The sequence below is a fragment of the Clostridium sp. NkU-1 genome, from assembly GCA_001312405.1.
On the sequence record BBDR01000002.1, the window covers coordinates 241,694 to 258,291 of the forward strand.

The window sequence follows — 16,598 nt, forward strand, 5'->3', positions numbered from 1 at the left end:
CTGTGATGTTCACGTTTTCCGTTGGCGGCAGCTGATGGAAACGATTGAATAAAAGTGAGAAAGAGGGAGCAAAAGCGTATGGAAACTATTACACAAACCAACCGGACTATTCTGTTTTCCGAAATGAATCCTGAAAAGCTGAATCTTCTGACCCTGATTGGGGATGTAAGAGGGAAGACAAGCCTTGATGATGACAAGATTAAGGAAATTAATGAAACGCTTCTGGTAGAAAGTTTTGAGGATTTTTTGGAAAAGTTTGCCCCAGTTGTTTATTCATGGTGCGATGCGAATACCGGCAGTATTCAGTACAGTCTGATTAAACCGGAGAATATACCGGATAACTGCATTACAGAAATACCGCTTAATGAAATGAATGATTTACTCAATATGCTCATTACATTGCAGGATGCAAGAGGCTCTTTGGGAGTTGCAAATGTAGATTTTAAATTCAGCAATGTTTTAGAGATGATCTCCCCTAAAAAGATTATGGAGGATATCCGTCAGGTGCGGAGAGAGATCCAGTATACTTATGGGAACTACATGGAGTTAGATGAGGAAGATCCCAAGCGTCTTGATTTGGGGGACAAGCTGAATTACCAGTTCGAACAGGCAAGCCACAATTACAATAATGTGCTGGCTATGCTCCCTCTTGCGATTGAAGATATCAAGACCCGCCTGCTTCTTGGAAATGGGGAAACTGCACAAAGAGGCCAGGAATTTAAGGCTGGGCTTTTAAGCATGGGAGATGACGGAGAACTGAAAATCCTGGAAATGAAGCAGGAGGAAGGAACCCAGCTTGCGATCGTGGATGACCACATCAATACCAGTTTGATTCAGACATTCCGGGATGATTACGATGCCCTTAATGAGGACAAGTCTGACTATGTCAGAGAGCTGGTGGTCAGGACTTTCTGCCCCCTTTCTTCCACCATGGAAAGCTCTGTAGACCGGGAGGTAGAAGTACAAAATTACAATACCTATCTTGAATTTTATAAAAAGAGCAAGGATGATTTTATAAAAGCGGTAAAACCATTGATTGAGAAAATCCTGGGTGTAAAGGCGTTCTTTGATCAGTACCAGGTAAAAGAAAAGGGGATGCAGCCAAGGCTTCTGATCACCAACACTCCTTTGGAAATGATGATAAAATCCAGCAATCTGCCAAGACTTTTAACTTATTTAAATACGACAAATGATAAGAATGAATTTGAGAATACACTTTGGTTTGGAATTGTTCCGGATGTAGAACTAAATCAGTCAGGAGATGGCAAGCTTCAGAGAATGCGGTTTGCCGGAAACCAGAAGGTAAAGAAACCGGGAACCAATACCATGGAAAACCTTGCTATTTTGATGAATGCCATTAACCCCTATAAGATTACAACATTTTTCAGCTTCGCTACCGGAGAAGAGAGTACGTTTAATTATGTAGCCACTGAGGGAATTGGTATTTTTAAGGACAAATGTACTCCTCTCATGAAGAGGGATTACAGTGAATTCGTAGTTCCCTGCATCCCCAATGTTACCATCATTCCAAAGGATAAGTCAGGACTTATCCTGGATAAGCGGATGGTCATTGATGACGATGGAAATGTGACTCTTTCCCAGGAAAAAGAGGACATTATGAAGATGTGGATCGAGGGAGTATATGTGGGAGCTGCATACGGGGCTGCCGGTATTGCTGCAGCATGGCAGTGCCCGGAATACCTAAAGCAGAGGTTTCCTAATACCACCATGGAATACCCTGGAGTGCGTTATGACATAGAAGCAGGAGACAATGCTCTTTTAGTCACGACCAGCATGACAAAGGAGATATCCGGATTTACCAATGCCATTAAAAATTCCATTAACAACACAGGCTTTGGATTTGTTTTCACCTCGGACAATGCTCAGCATAAGGGCAGGGAAATTAAGAATGTCATGGTCTACAAAGCCAGAAATTTATTAAGCAATGGGACGGAATTTGAACCCATTTATAAAACCCTTCTGGTTACTTATATTGAAAGAATGCTCAGATTTTACAGCGGAGACTTTAAACAGGATAAGATTTTACAGTTTTTCAGCAATAACCCCAGCAGCCAGAAGAGCAAATGGGATGCAAACCGCCAGTATGTTAATTCCCTGCTCCAGGATGGAGATGAGCTGGATTTCAGCATCGATGAGAAAAACGGCATCTGCAACATACAGCTGACCTTCAGCAACACAACCAGAAATCTTAAGGTAGAACTGACAAGAAAAGGACAGACTGCGTAAATAATACCAGGTATTGTCCACACACAATTATATGGAAGGTGGAAACAGCCATGTATGGAAACGTCAGCACAATTGTGGCGATTATATTAAAATAAAAGCTTTATTATTAAACACCAGGCATCCGAAGGCCGGTAATAAAACGGCTTTATGGATTATAAAAATTATTTAATAAGAATGGAGGACGTAATATGGGACTTAGAATGAAAATCACAGGCAGCGAAACCGTAGAGCTGCGTGAGACAAGCATTACCAGTGTAGTATTTGGAGCAGACATTCCCCATGATTCCAATGCCAGATCAACCGATCTTGGTTCAACCGTGTTAATTGAGGGGAAGATACTGGCGGCAGTAGGCGGTGAGGCCGCTGATGATACCAGCAAGCTGGCCAGATGGTCTTTAGTTCCGGCAGAAAATTCAGACTGCTACCGGAATGTTCAGATCGACGTGGTAAGTGCCTCCCAGGTGGTTCGTCAGATAACGGTACCCAATGCATTTGTGTTGATTACAGAGAAGATTTTACTGATGAAACAGGAACCGGAGTATTCAAGCTTCTCATTAAGCAGAAGAAGGACAAGATGACTTCCCTTAAATTTGAAGGCGGATTCAGCGGAGAATAATCAGGAAGAATAAAAGAAAGGAAGGAACAGATTATGGGATTTACATTAAAAGTAGAAGGCCCGTCTACCATTGACTTAGGGACCATCAGTATTACAGGAGTAAAGTTTAAGACAGATATTCCCCTTGATTCCAACGCACGTTCCACCGATCTGGGGAGCACTGTGGAAATTTCAGGAAAGATTTTAACTGCAGTAGATGGAGATCCTTTTGATTCTACAAGACAGTTGGGACTCTGGTCCTTAGTACCCGCAGAAAAGTCTGACTGTTACCGTAAGGTGACCGTTGAGGTGATTGCAGCTTCTCAGGTAGTGAGAAAATATACATATCCCAATGCATTTGTAGTGGATTATAAAGAAAACTACGGAGATACGGAAGGTGTAGGAACATTCCGGCTCATCATCAAACAGAAAAAGGACAAGATGGCGCAGATCGCTGTGGAAGGCGGATACAGCGTGTAAACATGCAGGGGCTGCCGAAATGGCAGCCCCCTTTTGATAAGGAAAGAAAAGATGCTTGATTACTATAAAATCCTTGGGGTCCCTCCTCAGGCAACAGAAAAAGATATTAAGGCCGCTTATCGAAAGCTGGCTAAGGAATATCATCCGGATGTGGTGCAGGATGACCCGGATGGAAATAAAAAGATGTATGAGATCCAGGAAGCCTATGGGGTTCTGGGTGATGCAGAGAAAAGGAAACAATATGATTCTTTCCGAAAAGAGAAAAAGGAAAGAGGAACGGCTAAAAGGGAAGACTCCCGGGAACAAAGAGAGAAACCGGGAAATGCAGCTCCGGATATGAGCCAGTTTGAACGCTTCTTTGGATTTCAGCCGGGAAAAGGGATGGAGACATACCGTGGGAACGGGGACGGGGCGAAGAAACATGATGGGCCAGTCAATACCAATGAGCTGTTTTCAGCATTTTTTGGGGTGAAAAAAATGAGGAGGAAGCCGGTAGATTTAGAACTTGTGAAAAAAATTGTCAGGAGCAGATGATTCTATCAGAACAACAACCCCGGTTTGATTTAACCGGAAATAGGATGGTGCTGGAATAGAAATCTTTTATTTTACTGCAATTCATTCCATGCCGGATCAAAATCAGGTAAACTAGATCATTTTATTCTGTTTAGATAATAAAACAGTTATCTTTGATCTTAATATGAGAGAAGAAAGTTATGCATTTTGGAAAAACAGTATTGCTGCTATGACTGAAACGATACGAAAGGCTGAAGGGGTATTTAATGAGAAATAAGTTAAAAAAAGGCTGTGTCTGGATATTGCTATGGCGACAATTTTTGTATTTGCAACAGTTTTTTTTAAGCTCATGTAAGAATTTGGATAGAGAAACCAACCGGAATCAGAACCCGGCAATGCAAGAAGTGCTGGAATCGATTGCCGATGAGAATGGCGGGGGTGAACCGGCAATGAGACATTCGACGGGTGAGGTATCATTTGAGATTTACTTGGGCTGGAGTAAAATTGAGGATTCAGAATGCTTTTTAGATAGAGAGAGGACCAAAGTTTATGGCTTGAATGCCAGTTCTCCGCTTGGTTCTTTTACACCAGAGGAGTGTTTTTCCTTTTTGGTTGAACATTATCAGGATACGGATTCTTTTAAGTTGTTGGATCAAAGCGATTCCCTTACGCAATGGTATTGATTTCGTGCGATGCTTGAAATACAGGAGATCATTGAGAGAACCAGATATGAGAAAATGAGGAGGAAACCAGGTAAAGCATGGAGAGCAGAAGAAAGATAAAAATAGGATTGGATATCTCCATCCTGATTTGTGCAATACTTTTAATTTTTGGCCTTTTTTCCAAGGGAAATGACCGGTTATGGATCGGGGTGCTGGTCTTTGCAGGACTGGCGGCGGCCGCTGACCTGCTGGGCCAGATAAGGGAAAAAGGGGTCAGGCCAAAGGAGAATTCAGTTGGATACTCGGAAGAGGTCAGGGCTACTCAGCTCATGCTTTTGGACGAGCATGATAAACCCTTAAAATCTTGGGATATAGCAGAAAAAAAACAGCTCTTATTATAGGGAAGAAAAACGAAGAGGAGGATGTGGATGTGGATTTGGAGGACTGCGAGTACAGTGCCTTCATTGACAACCAGCATGCAGTACTGAATTACTGCCTGGATTCCTGGTATTTGGAAGATTTAGGTTCACAAAACGGTGTAAGAATCAGGAAGGCAGAGGATGGCATCTGTTATCAGGTGACTGGAAGGCCATGCAGAATTTTGGCGGGAGATGTGATTTATATTGCCAGCACTCGCCTTTTATTGACATAAATACATAGATAGGAGATTGAAATATGAGCTTAGTAAGATGCCCCAATGGACACGTTTTTAATGCAAGACGTTATGGAAAGACCTGCCCCTATTGCCAGATGAAGTTAAAAGAAGAGACAGAGGATAAGAAACCTGTGGGATTTGAGCCTTCTATGGAAGTTTTACAGGAAGAGGTCCGGCCCGTCTGTGGCTGGATCGTGTGTATCTCCGGCGCAAGGGTTGGAATGGATTATAAGATACACAGCGGAAAGAACTTTGTGGGCCGTGGAGATGATATGGATATACAGATCTTGGGAGATAACGAGATCAACCGGAAAAACCATACCATCATTGTCTATGATGAGAAAAAGAGGAATACGGTCATCCTGCCGGGAGATGCAGCAGGGCTTGCTTATTTGAATGATGAAGCTGTTTATGTGCCAACGGAATTAAAGCCTTACGATGTGATTGAGCTGGGGAAAAGCCGGTTTTTATTTGCCCCATTATGCGGAGAAAATTTTGAATGGAATGATAAAAAATGACTGTGATGATCATGGGAGGTCTAGGGATCATGCTGTCGGCCTCTGTGTTAGGCCGGCTGGTTCTGGCGGCCTCAGATATAAGGAAAGAAGAAAATAAAAAAAGAGAACCTTCAGATGAAACTGCCGTCAGCCAGACCACTGGCGGCAAAGAAATTCAGGCGGATATAGCGGGAATCCAAACAAATAACGCAGGGACCCTGGCAATTTTGTCCGATGGGATTGGAAAAGCGAACACAGGAAAAGTGTGTGCCCAGATTGCAGTGGATACTTTACTGGATCGATACCAGCCCTGCCATGTGCTGAATAACCCTGAATATTTCTTTAAGACTTCTTTTCGTGAAGCAAGTCAGAGGATTCAGAGGACCATTGGGGAACGGCGGGGAGGTACATGCCTGGCAGCGGTATTTGTCAATGGAGGGTCTATGCATTACGGTCTGGCGGGAGATATCCGGATTGCTTTGTTTCGGAATCAGGAATTGATCCCCATCAGCAAAGGCCAGACTCTTAATGTGCTTGCCTTAAACGCTTATCAGGAAGGAATCTTATCAAAGCCTGAAACCATCTGGACCATGGAAGAAAAACGGGTATGGAACTATCTGGGAATAGACGGTTTTCATGAAATTGAGATTGGAGAAAGGCCTATCCGGTTAAAACCCGGTGATGTGGTGGTGCTTGCGACAAAGGGAATCTTTGAAACGGTATCCTGGGCGGAGATGGAAGATATCCTGTTAAAGGACCTTACTTTGAAGGAGAAAGCAGACGGCATTGTCATGGAGTCGGAAAAGAAAAATGGGATGGAGAAAGAAAACGGGAGCGTTCTGCTTCTGAGAGCGGAGGTGACTTATGAGAAGAATGAATTCTGATTTTCGGACACAGTATATCTCAGAAGAAGGGCAGAAGCTCACGAACCGGGATTATTTTGGATTTGTAGAAATGGATGACTATGCCTGCTATGTGCTGGCGGACAGCCTGGATGGAGAACAGGAGACCAACAGCGCAAAATTTGTGGTGGAAAGCCTGATCCGAAGCTTTGTAGAAGGACCTTCCATGAATCCAGGGAAACTGAAGCACAGTATGAATCAGGCTCACAGGGAGCTCTTAAAACACAGGGGTGGAATGCACTTAAAGGCCTCTGTCACCATGGTGGTCACGGATTATAGAAAGCTTCTCTGCTGCCATGTGGGAAACAGCAGGTTTTATCTGCTCCGGAACGGCAGGATCCTGGCCAGGACAAGGGACCAGTCCCTGACTGAGAATCTGCTGAAAGAAGAAAGGATCACCCTGGATCAGGCGGCGGCCCATGAGGAAAGAAATAATCTTTATTCCTTTTTGGGAGAGCGGGGACAGCCGGAAATCCTTGTATCAAAAAAAGATCGGGCTGGAAGCCGGTGATATCTTCGCCCTTTTTACAAGAGGGGCTTGGGAGAACTTTGGCGAGGAAGAGTTTCTGGAAGCTGCAAAAGAAGCCAAGGAGCCTAAGGAGATTCTGGATCAGGCCGAGGATGTGATCTTAGGGCAGCAGGAGACCGGGGAGGTAGACAATTACAGCCTTGCGGTGACCTTTATTGAAAAGGTTTACCAGCCTCCGAAGAAGTTGTCCTTAAAAAAAATCTTAATGGCTGCCATACCCATTGTTTTGGGGGTGGGCGGGATCAGCCTTGGGCTTTATCTGCATCATAGAAGCATAAAAAAAACAAGGAATACAATTTGGAAAAACACTTAAACAGCGGCCAGGAATATTTGAAATATGATAATTACCTGAAAGCTTCCGAGGATTATGGAGAGGCAAAGAAGCTGGCGGCTGGTTTAAAGAAAAAAAGGGAAGGGGAGGAGGCAGACCAGTATAAAAAACTGGCGGAACAGATTCTTTTAGCGGATGAGGCAATGATGGGCGGAGAATATCAGAAGGCCCAAAACCTATACTTAAAGGCCAGGGAACTGTCCATAAAAGCAGGAAATACGGGAAAAGGATATATTGATGCCGGGTTAAAGCAAACAAGAGATTATATTGATGTATTTGACCTGATTGAAATGGGACAGCAAAAAGAGGGATACGGTGACATGGAAGGAGCCGTGAAAGCTTACGGCCAGGCGAGAGATAAGGCGGCAGCCTTTATTTTTCATCTGGAAAAGAGGAAGCATTGGCAAAGCAGGCGGCGGCCGAGGAAAAAATGGAAAAGGACAGTCAAAAGCAGGAAGCCGCAGAGGCGGCGGCCAAGGAAGAATCCCAGGCGGCTAAAAAGTCGGAAGAAGAATCGAAGCAGGCAGACGAAGAAAAGACGAAGAAAGAGGAAGAGGAAAAGCGGGAGCTGGAAAACCAGCAGAAGCTGAATGATCAGAAAAATGCCATTGATCTGGAAAATAAGGGAAATGAACTTCTGGCGGAGGAAAAGTATGAAAGCGCCATTACCTATTATCAGACGGCCAAAACGATCTATATCCGTTTGGAGATGTACGAGCTGGCGGATGGGATCAACGATAAGATTGCGGCAGCAAAGGCCGGTATAAAGACAAGGGATCAGAAAACGTCCGAGTCAGGCAGCGGGACGGGAACCGGGAATGGAGATGCCGGAAAAAAACGGTCCGGGAGTGGGCCGTTAAGCTGCCGGAAACCATTTACGGGAAATACATGACAAAGTGAGGAATACAAATGAGCCGATATACCTATACCTTACACCCGGGAAAGACAGAACCGGAAAAAAATACTTATAAAAGAAGCAAATTGGAAACGATGACCACCTTTCAGCTTAAGGAAATCTGCCGAAAGGAGAAGCTGGTCATGCCCTCCGGAGGCTGCATGGATCGGGAAGTACTCCTTCGGCTGATCCTGCGGTTTAGGGGGCAGAAGGATTATCGGCATATTGATGCAGAATGCAAAGGCGGGCTGGAACGTCTTCAGGAATTTTTTTGACCGGAATCTCATAGATATCCGTTCCAACCAGCAGGTGAGAATTCCGGGAACCATGGTAATTTACCGTGGAACCGGATTAAATGAACTGGATCATTACAAGGTAGAATCGGACATGACCTTATATGAAGGAAACCTGTTGCTCATAGACGAGAATTTCCGGATTTATACCTGTTTTTACATAAAAGAGGTGGAAAATACCTTCTATCTGTTTCAGGGGAAAGATATGCAGGTCCTGCCTCTTGGGAAGCACCAGTATTTTATTTTATATTTTCCCAATGAACGAGATTCGGAATTCCTTTATGACTGTTATCAGGGAGATTATTCATCCATTCCGGGCCATATGGATGGAATCCGGATCCCTCTTCTTGATATTGAGGTACGGGAAGTGGCGGAGACAGATCTTCCTTTGGTCATTGACTTTGGAAGCTCCAATACGACAATGGGGATCTGCCTCCCTGATGGAAGTGTGAAAATTGCCATGGATGGAAAACATTCTGTCATCCCCAGTGTCATAGGGGTGGAGGAATGCCGGGAAGGCGGGCACGGATTCAAATTTGGAAACGAGGCCCTTGCATGGGTGGCCAGGGTACTTAGATGAAGATGTCCCCGTGTTTTTTTGATATTAAGCGATGGATCAGCGATGCAGAACGGATGGAAAGTGTCATTTTAAAAAGCGGGTTTAAATACCAGATTCCTCGCAGGGACATGCTGAAAGCATACTTGGAATACTTAATCGACCTGGCGAAACAGCAGTTTAAATGCCAGTTTAAGAACATTCAGTTTCTGGCCCCTATCCGCCAAAAGGAGAAGTTCCGGGAATTGTTTGAGGAGCTGCTTCCGGAATTTCATGTAAATTGTGAGCTGGATGAAGGGATGGCTGTACTTTTTAACAGCATCTACGGGATGGTAGGTGAGAATCGCTATGAGAAAGGGCGATGGTATCATGCATTGATCATTGACTGCGGAGGGGGAACTACAGATTTGACCTCCGGGCGATTCCGTATTGATAACAGCCGGGTGTCTTATACCATTGATTTGGAGACCCGGTATGAAAATGGAGATACGAATTTTGGTGGGAATAATTTAACATTTCGCCTCCTGCAGATGTTGAAAATTAAGATTTCACGGGCATTGGGATATTTGGAACAGGAGGATTCCTCTGATTCGTCTGATGTAAATTACGGGCAGAAGCTGGAAGAGGACTATCACAGGGCAGAGGGATTCCTTCCGACCCGGTTTAAGGATTATGAGGAGAAAAGCAGGGAGCAGTATTTTCATGTGAAGAACAACTATTATTATCTGTTTCAGCTTGCAGAAGAGGTGAAGAAGTCCTTTTTTGGGTCCAGGTTCCAGTATGAGCTTTGGATTGAAACCAGCAGGGAAAGGGAAAGCAGGGGAATGTTTTTGGATAAATGGAAGCTGTCAGTACTTGATGAGGGCTGCTTTACCCATATTGACCGGGAAATACGCTTTCCCCTGTATTTAAATGAGATTGAGACGATTTTAAGACCGGATATTTATCATCTGATGGAGCGTTTTCTGGATCAAAAATTTGAACAGGGAGAATTGCAGGAATATGAAATGATCAAGCTGACCGGACAGTCCTGCAGATCCAGCTTGTTTATGGAGGCTTTGAAGCAGTATGTTCCCGGTAAGCTGATCCAAAGTGCAAAAAAGGGACAGGATGAGTCGGAGCTTAAGATGTGCTGCTTAAAGGGGGCTCTTGCTTATTTTATGAACTGCAAACGAGGTTATATGAAGGTAAATCAGGATTACCAGGTGAGGACCCTTCCTTATGAAATTGTGGCACATACTCATGAAAATCAGGAAAAGATATTGATCCGCAGTCTGGATCCGGAGGAACATATCGGGTGCATTTCCCGCTTCATGATTGGAAAGCAGCTGGACCTTTACTTAAATGATGACAAAGGAAAACGCCTGAAACCTTATTACTTTGAGTATGATACTGAAACATTTGAGCGGACGACACAGGAGGAGATTGACAAACAGTATGGAGGAAGCGTGATTCAGGAGGAAACGGATACCATACTGGAAGGGGAAATGAAGTTCTTTGTATGGGTATCAAGAAAGCGCTGGGGATTTGTGGTGCTTCCGGTATTGCGGGAAAATGAAGTGCTTTATAAGGGGAAGGAAACCTTCTTTGATTTTGAGGATGACACATGGGAAGAGAACTTTTTTTGACGGTAGAAAGTAAGGAATTTCTTAATATAGCAGGAGGATTATCAATGACAGAAGAACACAAGATCTTAGATGATTGGAGTACTGAATTATTCGTGGGGAATAATTACGAATATTACAAAAACAAATGGCGTGACAAACCGGAACGCCAAAGCTTTTCAAGCTGGAACTGGCCTGCTTTCCTTTTTCCGGTTTACTGGCTGGCATACAGAAAAATGTATTTAGAGGCTTTTTTTGTATGTGGTGATCTCTCTTTTTTCAGTGATCATTCCGGGGAGCGGACTGATTATTCGTATACTTGTGGGAATATTTGCAAACTCTTATTACCGCAAAAAAGGAATGAAAATCATTGTTCAAACCTCAGGAATGACAGCGGGAGAGGCAGAACAGTACATAAGCAGGCACGGCGGTACAAGCGTTTTAAGCATTTTCATTACCATACTGATTTCTGTTTCTCTTGCCATTGCGGTTATAGTTGGAATTGCCTTTTATCCCACAGAAGAGAATGAAATTTTTTTCACAGACGGCGGAGTCTAAATCTTTTACAGCAAATGATTTAGTATTTAGTTTCCCTGATGATTGGAAATTATATGAAGAGGAAAATCCTTATGATTTGCAGTGCGTTTCACGTTTTGAAGACTTATCAACAGGAGTTTTTGTTTATGAAAAAACAGATCTTTCGGAAAGCGCAAGTCCTGAAGATTTTTTAACTTATCATATTGATGACATACAATCTAAAAGAAAAAAATTTCAAATTTATTGAGGAAATAAAAGATGTAGAAATTGGAGATAAGAGGATAAAAACTGTTGTGTACTCCGGTGATTTGGACTCTGTGAAATATTATTATGTTTTCTCTTTAGTAGAATTTAAGGAGTTTGAGGAATTTGCAGTTACATTACAAGCTTGCTTTCCAAGTAATTTTGAGAAAAATAAATCGACGTTAGACGAAATCATAAGTTCGTGCGTACCGGTTCAATAAATAAGCTATCCTCAAAATAAGGAGGTGAAGGAAAGATGGATCAGATAGAAGAAATGAAAGCAATGATCAGGGATGAGATCCAGTCAATCAGCAATTTAGAGGAGCGGATCGTATTTAAAAGCTTAATGGAAGGCGTGTTTTTAGAACTGTATGAAACAAACGTAAAGATGTACCGGATGTTAGAGGAGCGGGTGATGAATGACCTTGCGTATGACATCAACCGTTATCTTATCCGTACGGGACTTATGGAACGAACCTATCTGGATAAGTCCCATCATTTAATGTCTCCCATATGTGAAGAAGATTTAGAAACGGCCTCTTATAAGATTTACGATGTGAGGGAGACGCTTAAGACTGAGGGGAAGTTTTGCCTGGCTACCGTGTTTTTGGAATGTGATGCTTTGACGGTTGAAGAGATATTAAAGAACCAGGAAGACTTCACAGGAATTTTACGGGCAGGCAAAGAGTATCCGGTTAATATCCGCTTAGAACGGAGTGAACGCTATGGGAAAGAAATAGAGCATCTCTATCACCTGTTCATGAAAAATGGAATCCCATGGAAAACCATCAATGCTCCCTATCTTTTTAAAATGGCGGACATTTGCATTACCGGTCTCCCGGAAGAGGCGGGGGATGGGGAGTCTGTGACAAATTTCGGAGCCGATTTCGGGAAGTATAACCGGTTTGTCCATTACGACATGATCCCCATATGGAATGTACGCCATTTAAAGCTGGAAAGCGTAGGCTTTCCCATTGCCTGCAGTGATCATGAAAATTTTGAGCATGTGATATCCATCCGGGATTATGGAACAGAACACGCTTATCTGGTAGAAGAAAAGGCCGGTATTAGAAGCGTCAGGCAGAGCGGAGATAAGCTTTTGGTCACCGGGCAGGTTGAAAATGCAAAAAAAGTGGGACATTTATATGATACGAAGCGGCGGGGATCATAAAATAGACCGCTATACTTATCCTCTTATGGAAAACTTAAGAAAAGACGGGTTTGCAGAGCGTTTTCAGAGAAAAATGGGGCAGGCAGTAAAAACAAAAGGAGAACTGGAACGTTTTATCCGGGGGTTTGGCCTGGAGGATTTTATTGAATACCAGGATTGTGCCTTGAAGGAAAATGGAATGGAATTCTTAGAAACCTACTCCATGAACTTTTTTATAGAGGATGAGATCCGGGACAGGGAAGGAAAAAAGCAGCTGATCCTCTATTTTAAGCCAAAAGGAAAGGAAACATGGCTTTTGCGGGATTTGGCAAGCTTTATCTCCTCTGAGGTTCAGGAATATTTTCCTGAGTACGAATGTGGAGGAAAGCTTGTATGAATTATTTATGGGAAGTTATGTTGGCGTTAAAGAAGAGTGGGGTGCCGAAAAAAAAGCATTCGGTTTCAGATGCCCCGTGAATTCAGTGCCTATATGGAACTGTCTGGTTCTTATCTGAATCAAAAGGAGATAGAGGAGGGAGAGATTATTGAAATTAATCCCCACTATCGGTTTTACAACATATTTAAGGATTTCTTCCGGCCGGATCAAAAGGAATTTCCCAAGCTTAAAGAAAACCTGTTTCATTTGATCTTTCATCAGTTGATGCAAAATGATGCAGTTTCCGGAATGTCAAGGGAAGAGTATTATAAGAAGCTGCTTTACCAGGATCTGGAAGACCATGCTTTTGGAACTCAGGCGAGAGAGACCATGGCTCTCTTTTGCGGGAAGAGCAGGAAATTATTTTAAGCGGCCTGCTAAAGCAGTATGAAACCGGGAGCTCCCTGGATATGTTTAAGGACATGATGGAGGCGCTGATTCCAGGCAACATTGTATATCACAGCAACCAAAACTCCTATGAGATCCTGATTTATATCGGACAGAAAAAAAAGAGAAAGAAATTGTAAAGAAAATGGATTTTTTTAATCAATATGTTTTTGGAGCTGCCTTATCATGTGGATATTTATTATGAATACCATTTTGGAATTATCGAAATGGCAGAAACCATGGAAATAGATGAAATTATCTTGTGCTGATGGAGGAAGTGAAATGTTTCAGTATGATTATCCCCAATTTGAAAAAAAGCGTCTTTTAAGGGCCGAGATGCTGGATAAGCTTAGGGACTATCCTAAGGTTTTTCTGGATCTGCAGTTTCAGGGATTTGGTGATGGAATTATAAATGGATGTGACATTGTCTGGGATGACGGACAGCTGACCATTTCCCCCGGCATGATTTATTGGAAGGGAAAGCTTTATTTTATGGAACAGCCCTATATGATGGAGTGCAGTGCCCAGGATAAGATCCGGTATTTAAAGGTGCAGTTTCTGACCGAAATCAGGGAGGCAGGAAAGATCATGGGAAATACCAGGATCTTTTTGGAGGATAAGAAGCCGGATCCGGCCTGTGAAATGGAGCTGTGCAGGTTCCGGCTTCAGGAAGGAGCAAGGCTTCGCAGCTGTTATGAGAATTTCCAGGATTATTCCACAGAGTATGACACAGTGAACTTAATTCACCAGCCCTATGCGGCAGAAGGGGGAGTACTTTAAATCCCAGGATCATCAGGCAGTTTTCAAAGGAGATTATAAGAAGCAGACCTTTAGATCCCCTTGATGCAAGCTTTTCCATGACGGCCCTGGCCGTTCATGGAGTTGTGACGGTTGACTGCATCCGGAATATCTGTTTGCCGGATTGGGAGAAGATTATGGAGACAGGGGAAATGGAGGGCTCTATAGGGGACTTATGGAGATTTTAAAAAAAATCAGAGGAATGGGGAAGTGAGAAAAGGTGAAGTCAGCCGGGGGAAGAGAAGTGTTATGTTGTTGTAGACGGGAGGGAAATAAATGAATCTGGATGAAAAGATTGCACTGTTGGAGCGTGCCAGAAGACAGAAGGTAAGAGAAGAAAAGGAACAGGCAGAACAACGGAAGGAAGAGGCAAAAACATTGACCTTAAGCGATGCTCTTGATGGAATCAAGGCAGGGAAAATGAGGCTTGTGAATGGAGATTTATTTGAGTTTGAAACGCGAAAATATTCGGACCAAAATATGCCTCTTGTCTTATTTAAAAAACTTTTATCAGGCAACCCAGGAAGACGACGAGGGCGTTATCCATTTAAATCGTGCCCATGAAGTCAGCCAAATCATATCCTGGCCTAAGGAACGAGTAAAATCTATGACTTTGAATCAATGGGCCAACATGCTTGTCAATGGTATGGCAGCCAATGGGATGCATGTAAAAATCGGGAAGAAAGAACAGCTTGATCACGTGGAATATATCTGTTTTGACGTACCAACAGGAAATGGCTGGCTTTATAACATTGTGTTCCGGGTCAGAGAAGGGCAGCTTACGGGAAATTATAATTGCATGAAGGCGGAAAAGGATACTTATGGAATCTTTCTGGAAGCAATGGTTATAACGTTTAATAACTGGCTGGCTGATAGGGAAAGGGGAGATTTAAGTGGAGAGTATAACAAGAAGCAATCATCAGAATGATAAGAGTGCCATTACTTACAAGGATATGTTTCTGGGGTCAGTTGGAGTGGTTTATTTTCGCAGGATCAAGATTACGGAAAAGGCCGGAGAACATGCTTCCCTGTACGTAGAAGCCGTCTTAGACAGTGATACGAACGAAAATGATTTTCATGAAATTAAGGATACGGTTTCCCTGATGTACCGGAAAGAAGGGAAAGAACATGTGCTTTTTTATGGCGTGGTGGATAAGGTTTTCATGAATAAGGATGGTGGTGAATGGCTGATCAGGCTGGAAGCCAGGGATGGAACCTGCCAGATGGATGTGGAACGAAGAAAGCGGATCTTTCAAAACCCTCAGATGAGTGTCCGCCAGCTAATCTCCAAGGTCATGGATAGCTATTCCGGGTCTGACCACATGGTCCATCTGCCGGATGAACCGGTCGGACAGCTTCTGGTTCAGTATGAGGAAACAGATTGGGAATTTTTAAGACGTTTTTTTATCAAAATACAAGGAAAACCTTTATCCGGATCCGGCCTTTCCTGATATCCGGTTTGAGGCAGGGCTGTCCCCAAAACCTGAGAATCAGAACTGGGACAAGCTTCCATATAAGCTTTCTCAGGATTTTATTCGGCTTGAATCCATGAAAGAAAATGGAATTCATGAGCTCACAAGATCTCAAAACACGGTGTATCAGATAGAATCCTATGACATTGTTTCCATTGGAAGCCAGATTACATATAAAGGTACTCCCTGGTATATTGAATCAGCGGAGCGAAGGCTGAGGGACGGCCTGCTAAAAAATCGCTACTGCCTCAGGCAGAAGGAGAGTCTTAAGGTGCTGCCCTACTATAATGGGAATATTACCGGGATATCCATTGAGGGTAATATTGCTTCTGTAAAGAGAAGCCAGGTGCAGGTGAACATGGAGATAGAGGCAGGGGATGGAGAAAAATACTGGTTTCCATTTTCCACTGTGGCAGCCTCTTCGGATGGAAGCGGCTGGTATTGTATGCCGGAAAACGGGGAAAGTGTCAGGGTTTATTTCCCAATAGACGATGAAAAGGAAGCCTATGTGGTTACCAATGTAAAAGGCCATAAGCCTCAGGCAGGAAATTCCTCGGACTCCATGGGAAATCCAAACCATAGAAATATTCAGACAGCCCAGGGGAACCAGGTCCAGATGACGGGGGAAGGCGTTCTTATTAAAGCAGGGAATGGCCAGGGCAGCATCTTCTTGAAAAAAAGCGGAGAAGTGGTTTTGGACGCACAGAAAGATATCACCATATCAGCTGCAGAAAATTTAAACATTACGGCTAAAAAAAAGATCTGACAGTTAAGTCACAGACTTCCATCCAGGTTTCCTGTGGGTCAGGTGCTGAT

The 16,598-nt window shown here is 43.3% G+C and carries 25 protein-coding genes and 1 pseudogene; all 26 read left to right on the plus strand.

The annotated features are described in order from the left end of the window. Window positions 1–78 precede the first annotated feature (78 nt). The 26 genes and pseudogenes from JCM10519_RS03860 to JCM10519_RS03985 all read left to right on the plus strand — a co-directional run bounded on the left by JCM10519_RS03860 (window position 79) and on the right by JCM10519_RS03985 (window position 16,548). Window positions 79–2,247 carry a hypothetical protein gene (locus tag JCM10519_RS03860; RefSeq protein WP_054738007.1) on the plus strand — a complete coding sequence of 723 codons (2,169 nt, stop codon included), beginning with the start codon at window positions 79–81 and terminating at the stop codon, window positions 2,245–2,247. Between the two features lie 188 nt (window positions 2,248–2,435). Then, window positions 2,436–2,863, plus strand: a pseudogene (locus JCM10519_RS03865) (membrane-associated protease 1). A gap of 33 nt (window positions 2,864–2,896) precedes the next feature. Next, window positions 2,897–3,322, plus strand: a complete 426-nt coding sequence (locus JCM10519_RS03870) for a hypothetical protein (RefSeq protein ID WP_024291088.1) — start codon at window positions 2,897–2,899, stop codon at window positions 3,320–3,322. Between the two features lie 51 nt (window positions 3,323–3,373). Continuing rightward, complete coding sequence (locus JCM10519_RS03875) at window positions 3,374–3,856, plus strand: DnaJ domain-containing protein (RefSeq protein ID WP_347843055.1); 483 nt, start codon at window positions 3,374–3,376, stop codon at window positions 3,854–3,856. 245 nt (window positions 3,857–4,101) lie between these two features. Beyond that, complete coding sequence (locus tag JCM10519_RS03880; protein WP_054738008.1) at window positions 4,102–4,518, plus strand: hypothetical protein; 417 nt, start codon at window positions 4,102–4,104, stop codon at window positions 4,516–4,518. 77 nt (window positions 4,519–4,595) lie between these two features. Then, window positions 4,596–4,898: a hypothetical protein gene (locus JCM10519_RS03885; RefSeq protein ID WP_054738009.1), complete on the plus strand. Its 303-nt coding sequence runs from the start codon at window positions 4,596–4,598 to the stop codon at window positions 4,896–4,898. A gap of 23 nt (window positions 4,899–4,921) precedes the next feature. Continuing rightward, entirely contained in the window at window positions 4,922–5,149 is a 228-nt protein-coding gene (locus tag JCM10519_RS03890; protein ID WP_347843056.1) for an FHA domain-containing protein, read from the plus strand. 23 nt (window positions 5,150–5,172) lie between these two features. Continuing rightward, complete coding sequence (locus JCM10519_RS03895; RefSeq protein ID WP_054738011.1) at window positions 5,173–5,670, plus strand: FHA domain-containing protein; 498 nt, start codon at window positions 5,173–5,175, stop codon at window positions 5,668–5,670. Beyond that, entirely contained in the window at window positions 5,667–6,533 is an 867-nt protein-coding gene (locus JCM10519_RS03900; RefSeq protein WP_054738012.1) for a protein phosphatase 2C domain-containing protein, read from the plus strand. The genes JCM10519_RS03895 and JCM10519_RS03900 overlap by 4 nt, the downstream gene beginning before the upstream one ends. Beyond that, window positions 6,514–7,062, plus strand: coding sequence for a hypothetical protein (locus JCM10519_RS03905; RefSeq protein WP_054738013.1), 549 nt, complete (start codon window positions 6,514–6,516; stop codon window positions 7,060–7,062). The genes JCM10519_RS03900 and JCM10519_RS03905 overlap by 20 nt, the downstream gene beginning before the upstream one ends. Next, on the plus strand, window positions 7,028–7,393 hold the full coding sequence (locus JCM10519_RS03910; RefSeq protein ID WP_054738014.1) for a hypothetical protein: 366 nt from the start codon (window positions 7,028–7,030) through the stop codon (window positions 7,391–7,393). Before JCM10519_RS03905 ends, JCM10519_RS03910 begins: the two co-directional genes overlap by 35 nt. Window positions 7,394–7,811: 418 nt before the next feature. Then, on the plus strand, window positions 7,812–8,303 hold the full coding sequence (locus JCM10519_RS26140; protein WP_347843057.1) for a hypothetical protein: 492 nt from the start codon (window positions 7,812–7,814) through the stop codon (window positions 8,301–8,303). Between the two features lie 17 nt (window positions 8,304–8,320). Continuing rightward, a complete protein-coding gene (locus tag JCM10519_RS03920; RefSeq protein ID WP_054738016.1) occupies window positions 8,321–8,581 on the plus strand; it encodes a hypothetical protein in 261 nt (86 codons plus the stop codon). Then, window positions 8,535–9,179 carry a hypothetical protein gene (locus JCM10519_RS03925; protein WP_054738017.1) on the plus strand — a complete coding sequence of 215 codons (645 nt, stop codon included), beginning with the start codon at window positions 8,535–8,537 and terminating at the stop codon, window positions 9,177–9,179. Before JCM10519_RS03920 ends, JCM10519_RS03925 begins: the two co-directional genes overlap by 47 nt. After that, window positions 9,176–10,783, plus strand: coding sequence for a hypothetical protein (locus JCM10519_RS03930; RefSeq protein WP_054738018.1), 1,608 nt, complete (start codon window positions 9,176–9,178; stop codon window positions 10,781–10,783). The genes JCM10519_RS03925 and JCM10519_RS03930 overlap by 4 nt, the downstream gene beginning before the upstream one ends. 231 nt (window positions 10,784–11,014) lie before the next feature. Next, window positions 11,015–11,317 carry a hypothetical protein gene (locus JCM10519_RS03935; RefSeq protein WP_054738019.1) on the plus strand — a complete coding sequence of 101 codons (303 nt, stop codon included), beginning with the start codon at window positions 11,015–11,017 and terminating at the stop codon, window positions 11,315–11,317. After that, window positions 11,286–11,543 carry a hypothetical protein gene (locus JCM10519_RS26145; RefSeq protein ID WP_347843058.1) on the plus strand — a complete coding sequence of 86 codons (258 nt, stop codon included), beginning with the start codon at window positions 11,286–11,288 and terminating at the stop codon, window positions 11,541–11,543. The genes JCM10519_RS03935 and JCM10519_RS26145 overlap by 32 nt, the downstream gene beginning before the upstream one ends. A gap of 252 nt (window positions 11,544–11,795) precedes the next feature. Then, window positions 11,796–12,710: a hypothetical protein gene (locus JCM10519_RS03945; protein ID WP_054738021.1), complete on the plus strand. Its 915-nt coding sequence runs from the start codon at window positions 11,796–11,798 to the stop codon at window positions 12,708–12,710. Continuing rightward, the gene (locus tag JCM10519_RS03950) at window positions 12,661–13,086 is read left to right on the plus strand and encodes a hypothetical protein (protein WP_054738022.1); all 426 of its coding nucleotides are present in this window, start codon (window positions 12,661–12,663) and stop codon (window positions 13,084–13,086) included. The genes JCM10519_RS03945 and JCM10519_RS03950 overlap by 50 nt, the downstream gene beginning before the upstream one ends. Before the next feature lie 36 nt (window positions 13,087–13,122). Beyond that, a complete protein-coding gene (locus tag JCM10519_RS03955; RefSeq protein WP_347843059.1) occupies window positions 13,123–13,494 on the plus strand; it encodes a hypothetical protein in 372 nt (123 codons plus the stop codon). A 300-nt stretch (window positions 13,495–13,794) separates the two neighbouring features. After that, window positions 13,795–14,292: a hypothetical protein gene (locus JCM10519_RS03965; protein ID WP_054738025.1), complete on the plus strand. Its 498-nt coding sequence runs from the start codon at window positions 13,795–13,797 to the stop codon at window positions 14,290–14,292. A 77-nt stretch (window positions 14,293–14,369) separates the two neighbouring features. Continuing rightward, window positions 14,370–14,498 carry a hypothetical protein gene (locus JCM10519_RS26150; RefSeq protein WP_347843060.1) on the plus strand — a complete coding sequence of 43 codons (129 nt, stop codon included), beginning with the start codon at window positions 14,370–14,372 and terminating at the stop codon, window positions 14,496–14,498. Between the two features lie 88 nt (window positions 14,499–14,586). Next, window positions 14,587–14,874 carry a hypothetical protein gene (locus JCM10519_RS03970; protein WP_054738026.1) on the plus strand — a complete coding sequence of 96 codons (288 nt, stop codon included), beginning with the start codon at window positions 14,587–14,589 and terminating at the stop codon, window positions 14,872–14,874. Between the two features lie 43 nt (window positions 14,875–14,917). Next, window positions 14,918–15,238, plus strand: a complete 321-nt coding sequence (locus JCM10519_RS03975) for a hypothetical protein (protein ID WP_054738027.1) — start codon at window positions 14,918–14,920, stop codon at window positions 15,236–15,238. Continuing rightward, window positions 15,204–15,761, plus strand: coding sequence for a contractile injection system protein, VgrG/Pvc8 family (locus JCM10519_RS03980; protein ID WP_054738028.1), 558 nt, complete (start codon window positions 15,204–15,206; stop codon window positions 15,759–15,761). Before JCM10519_RS03975 ends, JCM10519_RS03980 begins: the two co-directional genes overlap by 35 nt. Window positions 15,762–15,903: 142 nt before the next feature. Beyond that, a complete protein-coding gene (locus tag JCM10519_RS03985; RefSeq protein WP_347843061.1) occupies window positions 15,904–16,548 on the plus strand; it encodes a phage baseplate assembly protein V in 645 nt (214 codons plus the stop codon). Window positions 16,549–16,598 lie beyond the last annotated feature (50 nt).

Bases quoted from the DNA above. Each gene is read 5' to 3' on its own strand.
- JCM10519_RS03860 (WP_054738007.1), top strand. From the start codon at position 79: ATGGAAACTATTACACAAACCAACCGGACTATTCTGTTTTCCGAAATG.
- JCM10519_RS03870 (WP_024291088.1), top strand. From the start codon at position 2,897: ATGGGATTTACATTAAAAGTAGAAGGCCCGTCTACCATTGACTTAGGG.
- JCM10519_RS03875 (WP_347843055.1), top strand. From the start codon at position 3,374: ATGCTTGATTACTATAAAATCCTTGGGGTCCCTCCTCAGGCAACAGAA.
- JCM10519_RS03880 (WP_054738008.1), top strand. From the start codon at position 4,102: ATGAGAAATAAGTTAAAAAAAGGCTGTGTCTGGATATTGCTATGGCGA.
- JCM10519_RS03885 (WP_054738009.1), top strand. From the start codon at position 4,596: ATGGAGAGCAGAAGAAAGATAAAAATAGGATTGGATATCTCCATCCTG.
- JCM10519_RS03895 (WP_054738011.1), top strand. From the start codon at position 5,173: ATGAGCTTAGTAAGATGCCCCAATGGACACGTTTTTAATGCAAGACGT.
- JCM10519_RS03900 (WP_054738012.1), top strand. From the start codon at position 5,667: ATGACTGTGATGATCATGGGAGGTCTAGGGATCATGCTGTCGGCCTCT.
- JCM10519_RS03905 (WP_054738013.1), top strand. From the start codon at position 6,514: ATGAGAAGAATGAATTCTGATTTTCGGACACAGTATATCTCAGAAGAA.
- JCM10519_RS03920 (WP_054738016.1), top strand. From the start codon at position 8,321: ATGAGCCGATATACCTATACCTTACACCCGGGAAAGACAGAACCGGAA.
- JCM10519_RS03925 (WP_054738017.1), top strand. From the start codon at position 8,535: ATGCAGAATGCAAAGGCGGGCTGGAACGTCTTCAGGAATTTTTTTGAC.
- JCM10519_RS03930 (WP_054738018.1), top strand. From the start codon at position 9,176: ATGAAGATGTCCCCGTGTTTTTTTGATATTAAGCGATGGATCAGCGAT.
- JCM10519_RS26145 (WP_347843058.1), top strand. From the start codon at position 11,286: ATGAAATTTTTTTCACAGACGGCGGAGTCTAAATCTTTTACAGCAAAT.
- JCM10519_RS03945 (WP_054738021.1), top strand. From the start codon at position 11,796: ATGGATCAGATAGAAGAAATGAAAGCAATGATCAGGGATGAGATCCAG.
- JCM10519_RS03950 (WP_054738022.1), top strand. From the start codon at position 12,661: ATGCAAAAAAAGTGGGACATTTATATGATACGAAGCGGCGGGGATCAT.
- JCM10519_RS03965 (WP_054738025.1), top strand. From the start codon at position 13,795: ATGTTTCAGTATGATTATCCCCAATTTGAAAAAAAGCGTCTTTTAAGG.
- JCM10519_RS26150 (WP_347843060.1), top strand. From the start codon at position 14,370: ATGACGGCCCTGGCCGTTCATGGAGTTGTGACGGTTGACTGCATCCGG.
- JCM10519_RS03970 (WP_054738026.1), top strand. From the start codon at position 14,587: ATGAATCTGGATGAAAAGATTGCACTGTTGGAGCGTGCCAGAAGACAG.
- JCM10519_RS03975 (WP_054738027.1), top strand. From the start codon at position 14,918: ATGACTTTGAATCAATGGGCCAACATGCTTGTCAATGGTATGGCAGCC.